Below are 20,659 nucleotides of genomic sequence, written 5' to 3' on the forward strand. Positions count from 1 at the left end.
CTATTCCCCCCCGCAAATTCATATCATTAGATAATGATTATCATTATTTTTACATTATATAAACATTTAACAGGCAGATATAATTATCAAATACCATGAATATCTAATTATTCACTATTTAGTCATATACAAAAAGTTATCAATTACATTAGGGGATAATTCTCCACCCAAATAAAGGTATTTCTTGATAGGAATTTTCAATTATTTTAATTTCAGAACCTTTATTTCAACCTTTAGCCACAAAATGACATGTCAATTATATTAACGTTATATTGGCAACAATTTAATATATCTGTTCATTATATTTTATTAAATACAAAAACCCCATACTCATTGTATTCTAAATTTGCTTTCAGAAAGAAAGATTACATTTTTCCAAAATAAGTTTTTTAAGGAGTAAAGAAATATGACTGATAAATTAGTTACAGGTGCAACTTTTTTCGATAGAAAATACTATCGAGGAGAAGAGCATCATTATCCAGAAAACGATAGCATTATTCCACTGCCTTACGATCTCAACGATAGATTTCGTTCAGTACAAATTGGAACGCTATCAAAAGTCTATGCGTGGCGTCATTATAGTAATTGGGAACCAGGCCAACGTTATCGTGAATGGGAATATGATCATCCAGATATTGATAGAGAAATTAAAGGATTATCTAAATTTAAAGTCGCACCAAAGGATACATGCCTGGTTGCATTAAGAATCATTGATGACACCAATTCAGGTATAAGATTTTCCATGTTCACAAATACATATTGCGTAGGCCCAGTTGAAACGACGACTGATGATGATTATGCGCTCGTTGGCATACTCCCATATAATATAGAGTTAGTCACTGCTATTGCAATAAGGAATACCCATACTGGAGTATATATTAATAACGGATCATTCTATTTTCATCGTGATGAAAATGGTGTTGTTACTATTGATGAGAAGGCTAATTTCCCTAAAAATCTGAGAATAGTCAACGCAGGTAATAACCGTTTTGATATTCATATCATCAGTACCGACTTTTCGTTCTAATCCGGGCATGATGTAATAATAATTAATCCTTGTTTTCAGACAGGCTACGTTCTGAAAATTTAAGTACCACCGTTGCGGCATATCATCAACCGCAACGGTGTATTCCATGGTCATCAAAGACTTTGATACCATAAATTATTTTTTTATTTATCAATATGTAATAAATAACTTGTAGTAAATAATGATAAAAAACAGGTCGTAATCTCTTCTGCCGAAACAGTAAATTTTTCAATAATCGATAATTCATTTTTATCTATTCCTCTTTTCAGAAAAATACTCATCTAACGATTATCTTATGAATTATCAAAAAACCCAACCATTCCATTATTATATATCTATTTATAGGTATTTACGTAATATTATTAATGAAAAATATTCATATTAAATGAGAATACTAAAATTACAGTAAAAACCTTACTGTAAATATCAAGCTTTCATATTTATAACAATATATTGCATTTATTATGTAAATCTACCATCTATATATTACTCACATCAACTTTGAAGAGTAGAAAAAATGAAAAAAGAATTAATCACAGGTGTAACGTTTTTCAAAGAAAAAACTATCAAGGTAATATACATAAGAGATGTCAATATCAGAGAATATATTGATAACGGATCACTCTATTTTTCTTATGATGCACATGGCATTGCAATCATTGATAAAGGTCTCAATTTCCCTGAGAATCTGAGACTGGTTCATGCAGGAAATAGCCGTTCTGATTTTCACATTATTAGTACTGCATTAGTACTGCCGCCATTTCGTCATTCGGGATTAATGTGACAATCATCACTCTCAGATAAATCATATTCTGAAAATTAATTTAAGCCACACCGTTGCAGCACACGATAAAAAAACCGCAACGGCGCATCCAGAATTATCGAGGAAGCTAAAACTACATCATACCTAATACAAACGCTTCACTCTTCTGGTCAATCGGTAATAGCAGGATCTACTCCATCCATTCAGTATGGAAAACACCCTCTTTATCAGTACGTTTATAAGTATGAGCCCCGAAGTAGTCACGTTGTGCCTGAATCAGGTTTGCTGGCAATACGGCTGAACGGTAGCTATCGTAGTAAGAAATAGCGGCGGAAAAAGTAGGAGTCGGGATACCATTCTGCACACCATAAGAGACGACATCACGCAACGCCTGCTGATATTCATCAGCAATTTTCTTAAAGTAAGGTGCCAGTAACAGGTTAGCAATATCTGCATTTTCGTTATATGCATCAGTAATTTTTTGCAGGAATTGAGCGCGAATGATGCAACCGGCGCGAAAAATTCCAGCAATCTCACCGTAATTCAGCTTCCATTGGTACTCATCAGATGCCGCTTTCAATTGCTGAAAGCCCTGAGCATATGAAACGATTTTACCCAGATAGAGTGCACGACGCACTTTCTCAACAAATTCAGCTTTATCACCTTTGAACAACTGTGCTTGCGGCCCACTCAAAACTTTAGCGGCGGCAACTCGCTGATCTTTCAGAGAAGAGATATAACGTGCAAATACAGATTCAGTGATCAGCGTCAATGGAATACCCAAATCCAGAGAGCTCTGGCTGGTCCACTTACCAGTCCCTTTATTTGCTGCTTCGTCCACAATCACATCAACCAGATATTGGCCTGCTTCATCTTTCTTACGGAAAATATCAGCCGTGATTTCAATCAAATAGCTGCTCAGTTCACCATTATTCCAATCAGTGAAAATCTCATACAACTCTTCGTTGCTCAGATTCAGGGCATTTTTCAGTAAAGAATAAGCTTCTGCAATGAGCTGCATATCACCGTATTCAATCCCATTGTGGACCATCTTCACATAATGGCCGGCACCATCTGGGCCAATATATGCCACACAAGGTTCACCTTCCGCTTTAGCCGCGATCTCTTGCAAAATTGGCGCAACCAGTTCATACGCCTCTTTCTGACCGCCAGGCATGATCGATGGCCCCTTCAATGCTCCCTCTTCACCACCGGAAACGCCTGTACCGATAAAATTAAAGCCCTGAGCAGAAAGCTCCCGGTTACGGCGGATAGTATCCTGAAAATAGGTATTACCACCATCAATCAAAATGTCACCTTTATCCAGATGCGGAGTCAGTGAAGCGATAGTTTTATCGGTTGCTTCGCCAGCCTTAACCATAAGCAGAATACGGCGCGGTTTTTCCAGTGAATCGACAAATTCTTCAATAGTGTAACTTGGAACTAATTTTTTCCCTGGATTTTCGGCAATCACTTCGTCAGTTTTATCACTTGAACGATTAAATATAGATACGGAATAACCACGGCTTTCAATATTCAGTGCCAGGTTACGCCCCATCACCGCCATACCGACAACACCAATCTGCTGCTTGGACATGAATAACTCCTGTCTGATGATAATACTTGCACATTAATTATCATTAGTATGCAATTTGTTAATGTGATCACATGTTAACTCAGGATTAGGCTCAGTGGATAGTTATTGGTGCTATCAATCCCGCCATAACTTATTTTTTGAAAAAAACTTCCTCAGATGAAAAATCAACTATTGAAATTTGATGAGTCAATGCCCATTATTCATTATTCGGCATAAGCCGTCATATTAAGAAGGTAAAACAAACTGTATGGAATGGATCGCAGATCCGACGATATGGGCTGGACTGGTTACTCTTATCGTTCTAGAAATCGTCCTCGGAATCGACAACCTGGTCTTTATTGCCATTCTGGCAGATAAACTTCCTGAAAAACTAAGAGACAAAGCGCGTATCACAGGGTTGACCTGTGCACTACTGATGCGTGTCGTGTTGCTTTTTAGTCTCTCCTGGCTGATAACGCTAACGAATCCATTAATTACGCTTTGGCAACATCCATTCAGTGCCCGTGACTTGATTATGCTGGTGGGTGGCCTTTTCTTGCTATTCAAAGCGACTATGGAGCTAAACGAACGACTGGAAGGCAAAGATGTACACTCAGGGCAACAACGCAAAACGTCTAAATTTTGGACGGTTGTCGCGCAAATCATTGTCCTTGATGCCGTCTTCTCTCTGGACTCAGTGATTACTGCTGTCGGTATGGTTGATAATATCGGTATCATGATCGCAGCGGTAACCATCGCAATGTTCTTGATGATACTGGCAAGTAAGCCGTTAACAACCTTCGTCAATGCTCATCCCACCATCGTTATTCTCTGTCTGAGCTTCTTGCTGATGATCGGTTTCAGTCTGGTTGCCGAAGGTTTTGGTTATCACATACCAAAAGGCTACTTGTACGCCGCTATCGGCTTCTCAATTATGATTGAATCCCTGAACCAGTTTGCTCAGTTTAACCGCCGCAGATTTCTTACTGCTTCCCGCTCACTGCGTGAAAGAACAGCAGAAGCCGTTTTGCGTATCCTCAGCGGGAAACATGAAAAGGCAGAATTGGATAACCATACATCCAATCTGATTTCTGATAATCAGGAAGTGTTTGATCCACAAGAACGCCAGATGATTGCCAGGGTTCTGGGTATGGCGCAACGTAACGTCAACAGTATCATGACCTCACGCCACGACGTGGAATACCTTGATATCAATGCGCCGGCAGAAAATCTGACACAAGTCCTGAGTAAAAGCCCTCACACACGGATTGTCGTGACAGATGAAAATGTCAGTGACGAACCATTAGGTGTTGTCCATGTCATTGATTTACTGAATCAACAACTCAATCAACAGCCTTTTGATTTGCATTCGTTGATAAAACAACCGCTGATTTTCCCTGAGCAACTTTCCCTGCTGCAAGCGTTGGAGCAGTTTCGCCAGGCACAGACTCACTTCGCGTTTGTCGTCGATGAATTTGGCTCTGTAGAAGGTGTCGTTACACTGACCGATGTCATGGAAACTATCGCGGGTAATCTGCCGGTAGATGGCGAAGAAACGGATGCCCGTCATGATATTCAAACGACTGAAAATGGCTGCTGGATTGCCAATGGTTATATGCCGCTGGATGATTTGATCCTTTATGTTCCTTTGCAACTGGATGAAAAGCGTGAATATCAAACCTTAGCAGGCTTATTGATGGAGCATTCACAACATATTCCACAACAAGGTGAGCAATTGCAGATTGATAATTATCTGTTTGAGCCATTGGAAGTCACTAGTCACCGAATTAATAAGGTAAAAATTACACCATTGGTTTCAGAGGAAGAAGATAAAGAATAACCCGGTGCTATTTCACCAGCATCACCAAGTTCTTATTTTCCTCCGGGAATAAAAGAAAAGCCCGGTCAGTTCTGATGAACTGTACCGGGCGTTGAGTCCCCTGACGGCATTCATTATAACTTCGCAGTTTACCCCAGCAAACTTCAATGGTTCAACAAAGCGCTCCGAATGCTCCAGGGCGTCCTATTGTTCTTTATTACTTATTGCTGTTACGTTCAACCCAATCATTGATAGCCTGCTTTGCTTTGTCCTCCAGCTCATTACGCAGCAATTGCTCAATATCAAGGTTGTATTTCAGATTGCTCCAATTACCATAAACCCGCAGCGGCACTTTCAGTTTGCGCAAACGGCGCACCCATTCATCATCTGCATTCCACCCTTGTGTTACCTGCACTTTTAAGGAGACATCAACATCTTGTTTAAGCAGGTTGGCCTCACCCTGACCGTCAATATTTAGCAGCTCGGATTCAGCACGAAGCTGACTGATTTTTACATCACCCCGATTAAGTACTGCTTTAATATCAAGCCTTTTGGCACGGGTAAAGTTATCCATATCATCAGGGATATTTACTTTATTCGTTGCACGAGCAACGGATTGCTGGATCAATTGGGAGATATTCAATCCATGCATTTTGGCATTAACTAAACTGAAATCAAGATCACCATGCCACATATGCGAAATAGCATAACCATCATATCCTTTACCCGAAAAATCGCCATTCAGATTGAATTTACCACTAAATGTCTGTGGTAAAGAAAAGGCTTTGAGTACCGGTTCCAGTTCTATATCTTGCAGTAAAGGCTTGGTATGTAATTTAAGTTGATTACCTGTTGCATCCAGAGTGGTTGGAATGGAGAAATGGCCACCAAATAATTTCCCACTCAGAACAGAAATTTTGGCAATACCCTCATTACTCGTGGCTTTAAATATCAGGCCGTCGATCTCCATTCCCCGATAAATAAATTTGTTCGCATTAACCGTCACATCGGCATCAAAATCATTCAGAAATGCAGCACCATAATCAGGCTGTGCCGGACTAGAAACTGCAATCACCGGTTTAGCTGAACTATTTTCTATTCGGTAATGGCGTTTAACTTTTGAATTATCCTCAGGAAGCAAATCCCATCCCACCAGATTATCCAAATTCAATTTTTGGGAAGATAAATTTATCTGATAATCAGGGTGAGAACCCAATATTGCCTTTATACTGCCATGCAACTCACTCTCATTAGCAGTGAAATTCAGGGCCTGTAGAGAGATTGTTTGTGGTTCATCTGTCGTTTTTTTCTGATAAACCGCATTCACTTTTCCCAAACCACTAATCCCCCCCGTGGGTATACCTACCCCTTGAAGCTGATAATCGAAAGAACCAATATTACCGGCCACACGATATGGATAACCAGAAATGTCTACATTTGCATTAAGATTAAAAGCCAGTTCTTGCTGATTCTTACTGACCTTACTGCTCAACTCCACACTGATATAGTTTTGATCACCCCGTTTCATTAGCAGATTAATATCGCGGACATTCAACTGAGCGTGATCATCGCTTTGCCAGATAAGCAAACTGTCAGCGACTTTAATTCTGGCAATATCAAGTTTCCAGCGTTGCCCTTTAGCGACAGGATTTGCTGTATTCCCTTTCGGTGCAACAGGGGCATTTTCATTTTTCTGCGGTTTGCTTTCCGGGGTTAATCGTAACACCGCCCCTTTTAACATCACCTCTTTAACTGCAAGATGATGGGAAAGAAGTGACCACAACTCCACATCCAGGCGCATATTTTCTGCCGTCACTGCTGGCTGCGCCGCTCCCGGTGCAGTCAATGATATACGCCCGGTAATAATGCTGAGTTTTGGCCAGACATGCCAGCGCATACTGTCTTGCAGAACAAGCTGATAGCCACTCTTCTTTTGCACCTGTTTAACCATATAAGCACGAAAGTCATTCGGGTTCACTAACATGACTAATGCCGCCAAACCGGTAATAATCACGACCAGCAAAATAACCAGTGTCGTCAGTAATCTTTTCATGACTTCCTCAGCTTTATTAAAGCGGTAAATGCGACTCAGTAACCGATAAAAACATTAATCTTCATCAATACGGCTACCCACCGCACCTTGCTGATTTTTATATTTTGCATCCTGACGACGATTATATGGACGATCAGCCGGGCCAGATAACGGTTCAAAACTCAAAGCGCCGATCACCATACCCGGACGCAGCGCCAGAGGCAATTTACCCGAATTATAGAATTCGAGAACAATCTGACCATGCCAGCCCGGATCGATGCGGTGCGCCGTCACGTGCACCATCAATCCAAGACGGGCAAGAGAAGAACGTCCATCAAGCCAGCCCACCAAATCATCAGGCAACGTGACGGATTCCAACGTGACAGCCAGTGCCAACTCTCCGGGGTGGAGGAAAAAAACCTCACCGTCAGGCAGGATAATTTCATCGCTCATCACGCGATCAAGGGCAGCGCCCACTTCATCTTTTGGGCCACTCAAATCAATATACGCGGCAGTATGACCACGGAAAACACGAAACTGATTTCCAAGGCGCACATCAGCCGTTGCTCCGTTAATTCGCTCAATCGGCGGACGTGGAGAAATGACCAGTTTACCTTCATCAAGCCATTTAATAATGTCACGGTCACAGAGTCGCATTATTTCCCTCTTAAACTCAAATACGATGATGCTTATCAATGCCTGACAAGCAAAGTTTTATTATTCGCAGAACTGACCAATTTTGGCTTTCAGCACATCAATCGCTACGCGGTTTTTACCCCCGCGAGGCACAATAATATCTGCATATTGTTTTGATGGCTCAATAAATTGCAGAAACATTGGACGTACAGTTTTATGATATTGCTCAATCACAGAATCCAGAGAACGCCCTCGTTCATTAACATCCCGTTTAATACGCCGCATAAGGCAAATATCCAACGGTGTATCAATGAAAATAGAGAAGTCCATCTCCTGGCGCAAGCGCTTATCCGTCAATAGCAGAATACCTTCCAGAATAATAACTCTTTTCGGCGCAAAATGAATCGCTTCTGACTTGCGGGTATGCGCGACATAATCATATTGTGGTAATTCAATTGATTTACCGGCTTTCAAATCTTGCAGGTGAGAAAAGAGCAGACTGTGATCCATAGAGCTTGGGTGGTCATAATTGGTCTTATAACGCTCTTCCATTAATAGATCGCTTTGGTCTTTATAGTAACAATCTTCTGGGATAATACCGATGTTATGATCACCAACCTGAGCGCGTAATTCACGGTAAAGTGTATTCGCAATGAGACTTTTACCTGAGGCAGATGCACCGGAGATTCCTACAATTGTGCACTGATGTGCTTCGTCAGCCATAATAGAGATTAACCTGATTCTAGAAAAAATGGGGAACAAAACACTTAAGAGTGCTGAGTCGGGCGAGATTATAGGGAGTTAATGGTATCTGTTCCAGTGTAAACAAGATTAAGTCTCATTTTTTTCGAAGCGTTTCGCATAAAAACCCTGCAACAGAGATGAATCTGAAAAGAATTCTTTCTTCTATACGCAAAAAACGGGTAATGAAAATCATAACCCGTTGCTATTAATCGAATATGGGCATTAAACAGCGCGGAACGAAATCTCCGTCGGTATCTTCTCACCCTGCCAGTACATCTGTGCAGAAATATTCGCGGCAATTTCCCGGTAAATATCCGTGAATTCACTATCAGGATTGCTGATAACAGTAGGCTCTCCACGATCAAGATCTTCACGTAACGAAATATGCAGAGGAATTTGTCCCAACAGTTGGCAATGATATTTAGCGGCCAGTTTTTCCGCCCCGCCGGTACCAAAAATAGGCTCCAGGTGACCACAGTTGCCGCAAATATGCGCACTCATGTTTTCAACGATCCCGAGTACAGGAACTTTCACTTTTTGGAACATGACAATGCCTTTCATCGCATCAATTAAGGCGATATCCTGCGGCGTTGTCACCACCAGCGCCCCCGTGACCGGGATGTTTTGTGACAACGTAAGCTGAATATCACCGGTTCCCGGTGGCATATCAATAACCAGATAATCAAGATCCGGCCATAATGTATCCTGTAGCATCTGCATCAATGCCTTACTGGCCATCGGGCCACGCCATACCATGGCATTGTCATCCGTCACCAGATAACCAATAGAGTTAGTGGCAAGACCATGAGTCATAATTGGCGCCATATGCTGCCCATCCGGGGAAGTTGGGCGTTCTTTGGTGGTTCCCAACATGCTCGGAACCGAAGGACCGTAGATATCCGCATCCAGAATACCGACTTTTGCCCCTTCCTGCGCCAACGCCAACGCCAGGTTTACTGCGGTGCTGGATTTACCCACGCCACCTTTACCTGAGCTGACAGCCAAAATATTACGAACACCATTAATTCCCGGCAAATCGTTAGCGCGGCGTAATGTGCTGATATCATGGTTCAGTTTCCACGCAACAGATTTTGCGCCAGTCACTGACTGCAATTTTTTCGTTGTCGCCTCTTTCAAGGCTTCAAAGCCACGCCGCCAGACAAACGGCATGATCAATTCAATGTGTAGAACATCATCAAGCATCGTACAGTGATGCAGTACTTTCAGAGCTGTCAGATCGCGTTCCAGTGTCAGATGGGTGAAGGTAGCAAGTATTGTTGTTACCTGAGATTTCAGCAGGTCAGGATTGGTCTGCTCAGGGGATTTTGCGTTCATCCCGGCTCCTTTGATTATCATGATTAACTATAAAAGCCATCTTTTCATCATAACAGAACCCAATGCGTTCAGATAAGATCCGCGACAAAAACCCACTTCCAACTCACTGATTCAATTTTTATCCAATAAAACTCGCGAAGATCAAGAGTTACCCTAGCGACAATTTTTTTGATCAGGTAACATCAAACTCCCTTTTCATTTATTGGAAGTCAGATCCCTACTATGTCTCAAGTCGCAAAAAAATTATTGGTGACGTGTGCGTTGCCATATGCTAACGGTCCAATCCATCTCGGTCACATGCTGGAACATATCCAGGCAGATATTTGGGTCCGTTTTCAGCGAATGCGCGGCAAAGAGGTTCACTTTATCTGCGCCGATGACGCTCACGGAACACCAATCATGCTGAAAGCACAGCAAATGGATATTGCTCCCGAAGAGATGATCGCCGCCGTGAACCTAGAGCATCATCAGGATTTTACTGGCTTTTCAATCAGCTATGATAACTATCACTCTACGCACAGCAGAGAGAACCAGGAATTATCAACTGAAATCTATCTGGAACTGAAAAAGAACGGTCATATTAAGAACCGCACTATTTCTCAGTTATACGATCCTGAGAAAGGGATGTTTCTGCCTGATCGCTTTGTAAAAGGCTCCTGCCCGAAATGTAAGGCAGAAGATCAGTATGGCGATAACTGTGAAGTTTGCGGTTCAACTTACAGCCCAACAGAACTGACTAACCCACGTTCTGTTGTCTCCGGCGCAACGCCAAAAATGCGTGAATCCGAGCACTTTTTCTTCGATTTACCTGCATTCAGTGACATGTTACAAGCATGGACCCGTTCCGGCGCATTGCAGGAACAAGTTGCTAACAAGATGCAGGAATGGTTTGAATCCGGCTTACAGCAATGGGATATCACCCGTGATGCACCTTATTTTGGTTTTGAAATTCCTGATGCGCCAGGCAAATATTTCTATGTCTGGCTGGATGCGCCTATTGGCTATATGGGTTCTTTCCAAAATCTGTGTGACAAACGCGGAAATCTGAGCTTTGATGAGTTTTGGGCAAAAGATTCCACCGCCGACCTTTATCACTTTATTGGTAAAGACATTGTCTATTTCCACAGCCTGTTCTGGCCTGCCATGCTGGAAGGCAGCGGTTACCGCAAGCCAACAAATCTGTTTGTTCACGGCTACGTCACCGTCAACGGCACGAAAATGTCCAAATCCCGTGGTACGTTTATCAAAGCCAGTACTTATCTGGATCATCTGGATGCAGACTGCCTGCGTTATTACTATGCGGCCAAACTCTCTTCCCGTATTGATGATATCGACCTGAATCTGGAAGATTTTGTTCAGCGTGTTAACAGCGATATCGTTAACAAAGTGGTGAATCTGGCCTCCCGTAACGCAGGTTTCATTAATAAACGCTTTAGTGGCAAGCTGGCGGATAAACTCGCTGATCCGGCGCTTTACCAGAAGTTTATTGATAGCGCGAAAGTGATTGAAGAAGAGTTCAGCAACCGCGAATTCAGTAAAGCAATCCGTGAAATCATGGCATTGGCTGATTTGGCAAACCGTTATGTGGATGAGCAGGCTCCGTGGGTTGTGGCAAAAGAAGAAGGCCGTGATGCGGATCTTCAAGCTATCTGCTCAATGGGCATCAACCTGTTCCGCGTTCTGATGACTTTCCTGAAACCCGTTTTACCCAGTCTGGCAGAACGCGCAGAAGCTTTCCTGAATACCGAACTGACCTTGAATGGTATTGAACAACCGCTGCTGGATCATCAGGTTTCCACCTTTAAGGCCCTGTTTAACCGCATTGATATGGATAAAGTGGATGCGATGGTTACTGCGTCTAAAGAAAGCATCAGCGCACCACAAAAAGTCAGCGGTCCACTGGCAGAAGAGCCAATTCAGGGTACAATCACCTTTGATGATTTCGCCAAAGTTGATATGCGCGTCGCCCTTATCAAACAGGCTGATTTTGTAGAAGGCTCAGATAAACTGCTGAAACTGACGCTGGATCTTGGTGGTGAAACTCGCCAAGTATTTTCCGGTATCCGCTCCAGTTATCCTGATCCGAAAACACTGGAAGGCCGTTTAACCATAATGGTTGCCAACCTGGCTCCACGTAAAATGCGCTTCGGTATTTCTGAAGGAATGGTGATGGCAGCTGGGCCTGGCGGAAAAGATATCTTCCTGCTCAGTCCTGACAGTGGCGCACAACCGGGTATGCAAGTGAAATAACAATCAATTTATTGCAAATATATCTTATCAGCGGGGATCAGCAATGGTCCCCGCTTTTTTGAATGTGATCTATGGCACATTCCCAGGGTTAATTGTATGATGAATTCCTCACTGGAATTAGGAATTTTGTTATGTCGTTTCGTGAAGTACTGATTATAGGTTGGCAGTACCTGCGAGCATTTGTACTGATTTATCTGTGTTTGTTGGCAGGCAATGCCATCTCTGCCCTGTTACCCATCGTTGTTCCCGGCAGTATTATCGGTATGTTGATATTGTTCGTCTTATTGGCTTTCCAATTGATCCCTGCCCACTGGGCAAAACTAGGTTGCAGTCTGTTATTGAGAAATATGACCCTGCTGTTTCTGCCTATCGGTGTAGGCGTGATGAACTATTACGATCAACTCAGCCAACAGATACTACCGATTGTCCTTTCATGCCTGATCAGCACCGCAGTTGTTATGATTATTGTTGCTTACAGTTCCCATTATGTTCTCCGCGAACGTCCAATTATCGGTTCCGCATCAGAAGTTAAGACTGAACAAGAAAAACAAGAGAAATAAATATGTTAAGTCACATTTGGTGGTCACTGCCATTAACATTGACTGTATTCTACGCCGCAAGAAAACTCTCACTAAGATTCAAAATTCCTATTTTGAATCCCTTATTGGTTTCTATTGCTGTACTTATTCCAATATTGTTAATAACCAATACCCCTTATGAACACTATTTCGCCGGCAGCCGAATTCTTAATGATCTGCTCCAGCCCGCCGTGGTTGCGCTAGCATTTCCTTTATATGAACAGTTGCACCAAATCCGCGCCCAATGGAAATCCATTATCAGTATCTGTTTTATCGGCAGTATTGTCGCTATGGTTACAGGTACTGCTATTGCATTGTGGATGGGCGCAACACCTGAAATGGCCGCCTCGATACTACCTAAATCAGTCACTACACCAATAGCAATGGCAGTAGCAGATGCTATCGGCGGTATTCCGGCAATCAGTGCCGCTTGCGTCATTTTTGTCGGCATTCTTGGGGCAATCTTTGGTCATAACCTGTTCGATATTTTGCAGGTGAAAACTAAAGCATCCCGTGGCTTGGCAATGGGAACGGCATCACATGCTTTGGGCACCGCCCGTTGTGCAGAAGTCAATTTTGTTGAAGGCGCATACAGTTCGTTAGCACTGATGACCTGCGGTATCATTACTTCACTGACCGCCCCTTTTATATTTCCAGTGCTGTTATATCTATTTGGTTAGTTAACAGTTGAAAAATTTGATATAAATCCTTCAATTACCGGATTTAATTACATAGTTTTCATTATTTATGTGACATTAATCACATTATAAATCTGATCAGAGCGCCTAGAATGACCTTAAGTTAATTTGGAGATCATTCTATGCAAGCTCGCTTTCGCTCTATCTGGGCACAGTTGCCATCTAAACTACAGGATGCGCTTTCTCCCTATGCAGGAAACGACGATTTTCCTGCCATGTTCACGGCTGAACAAGCTGAATCTGTCAAGAAAACCTGCAGCTTTGACGATAACACATTGGCTATCGCCCTACTGCCACTCGCAGCGGCATGCTCCCTAGCCCCGATATCACATTTTAATGTCGGCGCAATTGCCCGTGGCGAAAGCGGAAATCTCTACTTCGGCGCCAATATGGAATTTACCAATGTGCCATTACAGCAAACTATTCATGCTGAACAATGTGCTATTACTCACGCCTGGTTACGTGGTGAGAAAAAACTGACCTCTATCACGGTTAATTACTCTCCATGCGGTCACTGTCGCCAGTTTATGAATGAACTTAATAGTGGCACACAATTAGAGATCCACTTGCCAAAACAAGAATCTTTGACATTAGGTGACTATTTGCCAGATTCCTTTGGTCCAAACGATCTGGGTATCACTACCCTGTTGATGGATCCGGTTAATCATGGTTATCAAATAGAAACCACTGATGAATTGGTACTAACCGCACTGGATGCGGCAAACCGAAGCCATGCCCCATACAGCAATTCATACAGTGGTACAGCACTGCTGGGAAAAGATGGAAAAATCTATCCTGGGCGTTATGTAGAAAATGCCGCTTTTAACCCAAGCTTACCCCCATTGCAATCTGCCCTGATCCTGATGAATATTTCTGGTGGTGATTGTCTGTCCATCGAAAAAGCAGTATTAGTTGAGGAAAAAAACAGCAATTTATCCCAACAAAGTGCAACGCAATCCACACTTGCTGCACTAGGATGCAGTAAATTTGAGTACCACACGTTCTAAATTCAGTGAAAAATGCGCTTATCCAGTGGCGGCTTATTTTTCGCTGGCGTGATGGTGCCGCATATGATGTTTATCTAGATCCGCACAAATATTAATGGGGGACACTATGGATACTATTACGGCAGAACCGACTACCGTTGACGAGATGCTTAACGAAGAATTTTTAAAGCCGATGAATATTACTCAGCAGCAATTGGCTGACGCTATGAGCGTATCACGTAAAGTTATCGGCCAAATTGTCAATAATTCTCGTCGCTTAAGTGTCGAAGAAATGACCCTAATGGAGGATTTTCTCCTACAAAAGTGGTTAACGTAACATTTTATTTATTAACTAAATCTGGACGTTATCTCTCATTTTTACTCATAATACCTCTAATTAAGTAACATTTGCTGTACATATTTTTCCTATCTTTTAGGATCTATAACTGACCTTATTATCCATTTAGTTCAAAGAGTAAGATTCATGGAACTGGAACACGAAAGTAAACGTCCATTATATATTCCCTATTCTGGCCCCATCCTGCTGGAATTTCCCTTGCTGAATAAAGGCAGCGCCTTTACCGAAGCAGAACGCGGCAACTTTAACCTTCATGGCTTATTACCGGAAGCGGTTGAAACCATCGAAGAACAAGCTGAACGCGCCTATCGGCAGTATCTTGATTTCAAAAATGATGCAGATAAACACATTTATCTGCGAAATATTCAAGATACTAACGAAACTCTGTTCTACCGCCTGCTGGATGCACATTTGAGCGAAATGATGCCAATCATTTATACCCCAACGGTTGGTGAAGCTTGTGAACATTTTTCTGATATTTACCGCCGCGCCCGTGGCTTGTTCATCTCATATCCAAATAAAACGCATATTGATGACATGCTGCAAAATGCGACTAAACAAAATGTAAAAGTTATCGTTGTCACCGATGGTGAACGTATTCTTGGTCTGGGTGACCAAGGTATCGGCGGTATGGGTATTCCTATTGGTAAACTTTCCCTATATACCGCCTGTGGTGGTATCAGCCCGGCGTATACACTACCGGTAGTTCTGGATGTGGGAACAAACAACCCCCAGCGCCTGAATGACCCGTTATATATGGGCTGGCGCCATCCGCGTATTACCGGCGCAGAATATGATGAATTTGTTGATGAATTTATTCAGGCCGTTAAACGCCGCTGGCCAAATGTGCTGCTACAGTTTGAAGATTTCGCGCAAAAAAATGCCATGCCCCTGCTCGACCGCTATCGCCATGAGATTTGTTGCTTTAATGATGACATTCAGGGAACCGCCGCTGTCACACTGGGTAGCCTGATTGCAGCCAGCCGTGCTGCCGGTCGTCAATTGAAAGATCAAACTGTCACTTTCCTGGGAGCAGGTTCAGCCGGTTGCGGTATCGCAGAGCAGATTGTCGCCCAGATGAAATCTGAGGGTTTAAGTGAAGAACAAGCTCGCGCCCGTATTTTCATGGTTGATCGTTTCGGTTTACTGACAGATAAACTGCCAAATTTATTGGATTTCCAGAACAAGCTGGTACAAAAAAGCGACTCCTTAACTAAATGGGATGTAAACAGCGATTCTATCTCTCTGCTCGACGTTGTTCGTAATGCTAAACCTACGGTATTAATTGGCGTTTCAGGTCAAGCGGGGCTGTTCACAGAGGAGATCATCCGTGAGATGCATAAACACTGTGAACGTCCAATCGTTATGCCATTATCCAACCCAACTTCCCGTGTTGAAGCCCGTCCTGAAGATATTATCAACTGGACAGATGGCGCAGCCTTGGTTGCAACAGGTAGCCCATTCAATCCGGTAAAATACAAAGATCAAGAGTATCCGATCGCTCAATGTAACAACGCCTATATCTTCCCTGGAATTGGCTTAGGTGTTATTGCCTCCGGAGCCAAACTCGTCACTGATGGTATGTTGATGACGGCAAGTCGAATACTGGCTGATTGTTCACCATTGGCGAAAAAGGGTACAGGTCCGTTACTACCACTCATTGATGATATTCAGGAAGTTTCTCGCAAAATTGCAAAACAAGTTGCAAAAGAAGCGCAAATACAAGGTGTTGCGACTGTCACGTCAGACGGTGCGTTGGATGAAGCGATTGAACGTAACTTTTGGAAACCGGAATATCGCATATATAAACGGACTTCATTGTGACTATTATCCGCCCGGATCGGGCAAGGTGCTCCCCACATCAGCGGCTGTTACTCGTCCCTGGCGAGTCAGACACAAGCCCGGAAGGCAGAAACGACGAGCACCGCAGCCTTTAAAACCACTATACCTCTATGCCGCATATTCATTGCGGCATTTTACTATCTGAAAACCCTTCAAGATTTTTGCCTTATATTTCCGCCCACATTGGCCGAAGGTTTATAGCAATTTTCACCAAATTATACTTAACTGATATAGTATTATTGAGTTGCACACTCACAGCCCAAAAAAATATTTTACGAATTTAATATGATAATTCTATTTTCTTCATTTCTCTTATTCACGAAACTAATAATACAAAACCAAATTACCATAAATGTAGCTAAAAAATCATAACAAGCATAAAATAACATTAGTTAATAATCATCCCAAAAATAACAAATAAACAATACCAGTAAAAAAACCCAAAAACAGCATGAAGATAATTTACATTCAGGTATTTTGACATAATTTCCATATTTATAGGATTGGGATCTGACACTCCCAATCCCTAAAAGAAAAAACATTCCCAATATGCTAATTACACCAACAATATCATTAATCCCATAACATTAAATGTTTATTTGGTGATACGCCGATGAAACTTTGCAATGATATTCTGCTTCCCTCAGAAAAGCTACGAATTGCATGGGGTTTCCTGGTATTTATTATTATTAAATCTCCCAATTCTGGCTTAATACAAATAGAGGGAGGAAGAGAACCTCGCCAATCATATTCTGAACTATCTTCAATCAACTCGGTAATAGGAATAGCTGGAACATCCCACAACTCTAATTCCCCTCCACTTACAGGTACTTTTATATATATGTTTACAGAAAATTGCCCTAGCAAATTGACAGATTGTTGTTGAAGACCATCAAAGTGAGGTTGTATTTCAGACATGATAGAGAGTTCTGGTCTTCTCATGACCCTGGCAATCCCTGCATGCATCTTTTTATTTTCAAAATTTGCAATACTGGCCCCCGCAGACCATACTTCATCCAGTTCTAAACGAAATTTATCGAAAGGTGCCAGCATTGGAGCACAGAAATTTCTGACGTTTCTTATTGCGGGTAATGCATTCTCAAAATATCTTTTATAACTATCACTATCTTTGGGTTTGCCAAAAGTTGAGTTATAAGGCACACCAACTCTATCAACTCCATAATCGACTAAAACAATTTCATCTCCTTTTTTTAAATCATGAAGATAATGTTCTAGATTTTCATGAGAGAGGAAGAAATCAGAAAGTTTATCTGAAATATGACTATCCACATACTTTTTCACATGGATAGCCAACACTTCATCATTAAATAACTTATCGAGATCTCTTTCTTGCAAAGAATTAGATAAAATCACTTCATTTTTCATAAAAGTCACCTTGTTATACTTAACATGATTTTGGAAAAATCTCCTACATAAAAATACACCAGAAAATGTTAATTCCAATATTCTATCCAGTAAAAGCACTTTTAATCAACACGATATTAATCACCAAAATAGATATAGATATATATTTAAGTTATTTAACTAATTCTACATTTAACAATAGAGAAAGATCTAATGACAATAATTTTATTTTACAAGCTTTACTATAACTTCAAGAATAATCAATTTAATATTCAATGGTAATGATAAATAGACAACATAATCTCTCATAAATCCCTGGCAGATTAGAATAGGCATATCTATCGCAGAAACAGTTCCGGCAATATATTATTATTTAACATCAATATTGAGTATAAAGTAAAACATGTAAAAATCAAAAATAACATGCCAGAATTCACAAAAAGAATATACATATTCTTAACCTGAATATTGTTATCGAATTTATTTTAATGTCTTAATCTTCCGATATTTTTTCAATCTCAACATTTGACTGTTCCCTTACATTAAGAATCGGATTTTACGGTATATCCGCAGCCACTACAACGCCTTAAAGACAGGAAATGTGAATCAAGGCCACCATCTGACGTCCCTGACGCGATGCCTGCCGACTGCGGCGGGACAAAATAGCAAGAAACAGACAACAAAAAACCACTGTCAGCCTTTTTTCTTATAGAGAAAACTTGCTTCGGAATTTCAGGTAAAGTAGCCTTTAGTCAATATTAGTCATTGATACATATTAAAGGCAAAAGCATGTGGAAGCGCCTGATAATTGGTCTGTTATTCATCGCAGGGACGCTGACGCTCACCGCTATTGCACTTGACCGCTGGATTAGCTGGAAAACGGCCCCTTATATTTTTGATGACCTCAAAAAACTTCCTGAACGTGAAGTAGGTATGGTGCTTGGGACGTCTAAATACTACCATTCTGGTGCCCCCAATCAGTATTATATGTACCGCATTCAAGGTGCAGTTAATGCTTATAACAGCGACAAAATCAAATATCTATTACTGAGTGGCGACAACGCCCAGCAAAGTTATAACGAACCTGTCACCATGCGCAGGGATTTAGTGAAAGCAGGTATTCCTGCCACAAACATTGTGCTGGATTTTGCGGGTTTCAGAACGCTTGATTCGATAGTCAGAACCCGTAAAGTTTTTGACACCAATGATTTTACGATTATCACTCAACGATTTCACTGCGAACGGGCGCTGTTTATCGCTATACATATGGGCATTGACGCTCAGTGCTATGCCGTTTCCACACCTAAAAATATGATTACTGTTCGGTTACGTGAAATAATTGCCCGCCTTGGCGCGTTAACTGATCTTTATATTTTGAAACGCGAACCGCGTTTCCTCGGTCCTTTGATCCCAATTCCTGCCCCGCATAAAGTACCAGAAGGTATAACCGATTATCCAGCGGTCACCCCGGAAGAATTACAGGAAATGGACAAAACCCAGCCTAAAAGGAGCGTGCCAATGCTGCCGTAGTATTTCGCCACTGCTGTTCCAATGGCCCTTGCCGGTGACGGCGTAACCACCAACATGAAAAAAGAATATTCACTGTCCAAATAAATGGAATCAATGCCAGTAACTCCAGGCGATTGAGTTGAGCAAATAATCCAAAGTGATAAAACAATGCAGTACAGATTAAAGTTTGCAGTAAATAATTACTCATCGCCATTCGTCCAACCTGCCTGAGCCAGCGATTAATCCGCCAGCATGAAATTACCGGCCAGAAACCATATATCAGTGCCATATAACTCAGTGCCTGAAATGGCGTTACCAACTCAGAAAGGATATAGCCAACAATACCTGACCAAAAGTAATCCCAGTCATGCGCATATTGGAGCGCCACAGAGAATATCTGGACAGCAACACTGAGTGGTATCAGCAATAGCGCCATATTTCGATAATGGCTCACCGGAAATTCACCTTTCAACCAGCCATTACGCACTAATCCGGCACCACATAACATAATGCCGATCAGTTGCCAGCCATGCTGAACAAACAGCATGACCATCATCAACATGACCTGATTAAAACGTTCTTCTATTGCCAGCCATCCACCACCTGTTTTCCAGAATGTTTCGTATAACATATGGAATTCAGTCGGTCGCCAGGCATCGTTAGATTCACCTCTGGAAGAAAAACCAAGAATAAATAACAGCACTAATCCGATCAGATAAAAAACAGCGCCTTTCATAAATAACCGGCTGCTAGCGCTATTTTGACTAATCAGATGAAAACTAAAAAAACCAGTCAAACTGTAAGAGAGTAAAATATCACCATCCCAGAACAGGATACCATGTATCCCGCCAATCAGGGCAAGTATGATTAATCGTGGGTAATTCCAGACTTTGCCCCTTGGTAATAGTAGCTCCAGTGTTGCACCAAATAAAAAGGCAAAAATACACAAGAATTTTCCCTGAGCAAAGATATTGAGTACAAACCAGATAATCAAATCTGTTGCAGAGGCTGAACCATTATATGCCGGGTTCAAATAAGCCGCGGATGGCAAAGCAAAACCGGAGATATTGAGTAACAATATCCCCAGAATCGCCAGACCACGAATACTGTCCAGTGAATCAATTCTCTGGCGGGTCATTTT

The 20,659-nt window shown here is 41.8% G+C and carries 17 protein-coding genes; 10 read left to right on the forward strand and 7 right to left on the reverse strand.

Annotation, left to right across the window (positions count from 1 at the left end; genetic code table 11):
- Window positions 1-406 precede the first annotated feature (406 nt).
- Together ACGF7G_RS03320 and ACGF7G_RS03325 are read left to right on the forward strand one after the other, a co-directional pair.
- Window positions 407-1,027, forward strand: coding sequence for a beta/gamma crystallin domain-containing protein (locus ACGF7G_RS03320; protein WP_387463515.1), 621 nt, complete (start codon window positions 407-409; stop codon window positions 1,025-1,027).
- 517 nt (window positions 1,028-1,544) lie between these two features.
- Window positions 1,545-1,811 carry a hypothetical protein gene (locus tag ACGF7G_RS03325; protein WP_133815035.1) on the forward strand — a complete coding sequence of 89 codons (267 nt, stop codon included), beginning with the start codon at window positions 1,545-1,547 and terminating at the stop codon, window positions 1,809-1,811.
- A 169-nt stretch (window positions 1,812-1,980) separates the two neighbouring features.
- Here ACGF7G_RS03325 and gndA read toward each other — a convergent pair whose 3' ends face one another.
- Window positions 1,981-3,387, reverse strand: coding sequence for an NADP-dependent phosphogluconate dehydrogenase (gene gndA / locus ACGF7G_RS03330; protein WP_133815036.1), 1,407 nt, complete (start codon window positions 3,385-3,387; stop codon window positions 1,981-1,983).
- Between the two features lie 247 nt (window positions 3,388-3,634).
- Between gndA and ACGF7G_RS03335 the strand changes: the two genes are divergently transcribed.
- Window positions 3,635-5,206, forward strand: coding sequence for a TerC family protein (locus tag ACGF7G_RS03335; RefSeq protein WP_387463517.1), 1,572 nt, complete (start codon window positions 3,635-3,637; stop codon window positions 5,204-5,206).
- A 196-nt stretch (window positions 5,207-5,402) separates the two neighbouring features.
- Here ACGF7G_RS03335 and asmA read toward each other — a convergent pair whose 3' ends face one another.
- The 4 genes from asmA to apbC all read right to left on the reverse strand — a co-directional run bounded on the left by asmA (window position 5,403) and on the right by apbC (window position 9,932).
- Window positions 5,403-7,238, reverse strand: coding sequence for an outer membrane assembly protein AsmA (gene asmA, locus ACGF7G_RS03340; RefSeq protein ID WP_387463519.1), 1,836 nt, complete (start codon window positions 7,236-7,238; stop codon window positions 5,403-5,405).
- A 54-nt stretch (window positions 7,239-7,292) separates the two neighbouring features.
- Complete coding sequence (gene dcd / locus ACGF7G_RS03345) at window positions 7,293-7,874, reverse strand: dCTP deaminase (RefSeq protein WP_387463521.1); 582 nt, start codon at window positions 7,872-7,874, stop codon at window positions 7,293-7,295.
- Window positions 7,875-7,934: 60 nt separating this feature from the next.
- Window positions 7,935-8,576 (reverse strand): uridine kinase, encoded by a 642-nt coding sequence (gene udk / locus ACGF7G_RS03350; protein ID WP_133815040.1) that lies wholly within the window; start codon window positions 8,574-8,576, stop codon window positions 7,935-7,937.
- Window positions 8,577-8,819: 243 nt separating this feature from the next.
- Window positions 8,820-9,932 carry an iron-sulfur cluster carrier protein ApbC gene (gene apbC, locus ACGF7G_RS03355; protein WP_133815041.1) on the reverse strand — a complete coding sequence of 371 codons (1,113 nt, stop codon included), beginning with the start codon at window positions 9,930-9,932 and terminating at the stop codon, window positions 8,820-8,822.
- A gap of 222 nt (window positions 9,933-10,154) precedes the next feature.
- Here apbC and metG point away from each other — a divergent pair, with 222 nt between their 5' ends.
- The 6 genes from metG to ACGF7G_RS03385 all read left to right on the forward strand — a co-directional run bounded on the left by metG (window position 10,155) and on the right by ACGF7G_RS03385 (window position 16,626).
- Complete coding sequence (gene metG, locus ACGF7G_RS03360) at window positions 10,155-12,182, forward strand: methionine--tRNA ligase (RefSeq protein WP_387463523.1); 2,028 nt, start codon at window positions 10,155-10,157, stop codon at window positions 12,180-12,182.
- A 131-nt stretch (window positions 12,183-12,313) separates the two neighbouring features.
- Window positions 12,314-12,742: a CidA/LrgA family protein gene (locus tag ACGF7G_RS03365; protein ID WP_387463525.1), complete on the forward strand. Its 429-nt coding sequence runs from the start codon at window positions 12,314-12,316 to the stop codon at window positions 12,740-12,742.
- 2 nt (window positions 12,743-12,744) lie between these two features.
- On the forward strand, window positions 12,745-13,440 hold the full coding sequence (locus ACGF7G_RS03370; RefSeq protein ID WP_133815044.1) for a CidB/LrgB family autolysis modulator: 696 nt from the start codon (window positions 12,745-12,747) through the stop codon (window positions 13,438-13,440).
- A 140-nt stretch (window positions 13,441-13,580) separates the two neighbouring features.
- On the forward strand, window positions 13,581-14,465 hold the full coding sequence (gene cdd, locus ACGF7G_RS03375) for a cytidine deaminase (protein WP_387463528.1): 885 nt from the start codon (window positions 13,581-13,583) through the stop codon (window positions 14,463-14,465).
- 106 nt (window positions 14,466-14,571) lie between these two features.
- Window positions 14,572-14,781 carry a HigA family addiction module antitoxin gene (locus ACGF7G_RS03380; RefSeq protein ID WP_387463529.1) on the forward strand — a complete coding sequence of 70 codons (210 nt, stop codon included), beginning with the start codon at window positions 14,572-14,574 and terminating at the stop codon, window positions 14,779-14,781.
- 147 nt (window positions 14,782-14,928) lie between these two features.
- Window positions 14,929-16,626: an NAD-dependent malic enzyme gene (locus ACGF7G_RS03385; protein ID WP_387463530.1), complete on the forward strand. Its 1,698-nt coding sequence runs from the start codon at window positions 14,929-14,931 to the stop codon at window positions 16,624-16,626.
- Between the two features lie 591 nt (window positions 16,627-17,217).
- On the opposite strand, the gene ACGF7G_RS03390 is transcribed toward ACGF7G_RS03385, so the two are convergent.
- Window positions 17,218-18,030: a 2OG-Fe(II) oxygenase gene (locus tag ACGF7G_RS03390; RefSeq protein ID WP_387463532.1), complete on the reverse strand. Its 813-nt coding sequence runs from the start codon at window positions 18,028-18,030 to the stop codon at window positions 17,218-17,220.
- Window positions 18,031-18,798: 768 nt separating this feature from the next.
- Here ACGF7G_RS03390 and sanA point away from each other — a divergent pair.
- Entirely contained in the window at window positions 18,799-19,539 is a 741-nt protein-coding gene (sanA, locus tag ACGF7G_RS03395) for an outer membrane permeability protein SanA (protein ID WP_387463534.1), read from the forward strand.
- On the opposite strand, the gene yeiB is transcribed toward sanA, so the two are convergent.
- Window positions 19,511-20,656, reverse strand: coding sequence for a DUF418 domain-containing protein YeiB (gene yeiB / locus ACGF7G_RS03400; protein WP_387463536.1), 1,146 nt, complete (start codon window positions 20,654-20,656; stop codon window positions 19,511-19,513). The two genes, sanA and yeiB, sit on opposite strands and share 29 nt — an antisense overlap.
- Between the last annotated feature and the right edge of the window lie 3 nt (window positions 20,657-20,659).

The sequence above is a fragment of the Photorhabdus sp. RM323S genome (assembly GCF_042879375.1).
GTDB classification, from domain to species: Bacteria; Pseudomonadota; Gammaproteobacteria; order Enterobacterales; family Enterobacteriaceae; genus Photorhabdus; species Photorhabdus tasmaniensis.

Coding starts and splice junctions, on each gene's coding strand:
- ACGF7G_RS03335 (WP_387463517.1), top strand. CDS start 3,635: ATGGAATGGATCGCAGATCCGACGATATGGGCTGGACTGGTTACTCTT.
- ACGF7G_RS03385 (WP_387463530.1), top strand. CDS start 14,929: ATGGAACTGGAACACGAAAGTAAACGTCCATTATATATTCCCTATTCT.
- ACGF7G_RS03380 (WP_387463529.1), top strand. CDS start 14,572: ATGGATACTATTACGGCAGAACCGACTACCGTTGACGAGATGCTTAAC.
- gndA (WP_133815036.1), bottom strand. CDS start 3,387: ATGTCCAAGCAGCAGATTGGTGTTGTCGGTATGGCGGTGATGGGGCGT.
- asmA (WP_387463519.1), bottom strand. CDS start 7,238: ATGAAAAGATTACTGACGACACTGGTTATTTTGCTGGTCGTGATTATT.
- metG (WP_387463523.1), top strand. CDS start 10,155: ATGTCTCAAGTCGCAAAAAAATTATTGGTGACGTGTGCGTTGCCATAT.
- ACGF7G_RS03390 (WP_387463532.1), bottom strand. CDS start 18,030: ATGAAAAATGAAGTGATTTTATCTAATTCTTTGCAAGAAAGAGATCTC.
- yeiB (WP_387463536.1), bottom strand. CDS start 20,656: ATGACCCGCCAGAGAATTGATTCACTGGACAGTATTCGTGGTCTGGCG.
- udk (WP_133815040.1), bottom strand. CDS start 8,576: ATGGCTGACGAAGCACATCAGTGCACAATTGTAGGAATCTCCGGTGCA.
- apbC (WP_133815041.1), bottom strand. CDS start 9,932: ATGAACGCAAAATCCCCTGAGCAGACCAATCCTGACCTGCTGAAATCT.
- cdd (WP_387463528.1), top strand. CDS start 13,581: ATGCAAGCTCGCTTTCGCTCTATCTGGGCACAGTTGCCATCTAAACTA.
- ACGF7G_RS03370 (WP_133815044.1), top strand. CDS start 12,745: ATGTTAAGTCACATTTGGTGGTCACTGCCATTAACATTGACTGTATTC.
- dcd (WP_387463521.1), bottom strand. CDS start 7,874: ATGCGACTCTGTGACCGTGACATTATTAAATGGCTTGATGAAGGTAAA.
- ACGF7G_RS03325 (WP_133815035.1), top strand. CDS start 1,545: ATGAAAAAAGAATTAATCACAGGTGTAACGTTTTTCAAAGAAAAAACT.
- ACGF7G_RS03365 (WP_387463525.1), top strand. CDS start 12,314: ATGTCGTTTCGTGAAGTACTGATTATAGGTTGGCAGTACCTGCGAGCA.
- sanA (WP_387463534.1), top strand. CDS start 18,799: ATGTGGAAGCGCCTGATAATTGGTCTGTTATTCATCGCAGGGACGCTG.
- ACGF7G_RS03320 (WP_387463515.1), top strand. CDS start 407: ATGACTGATAAATTAGTTACAGGTGCAACTTTTTTCGATAGAAAATAC.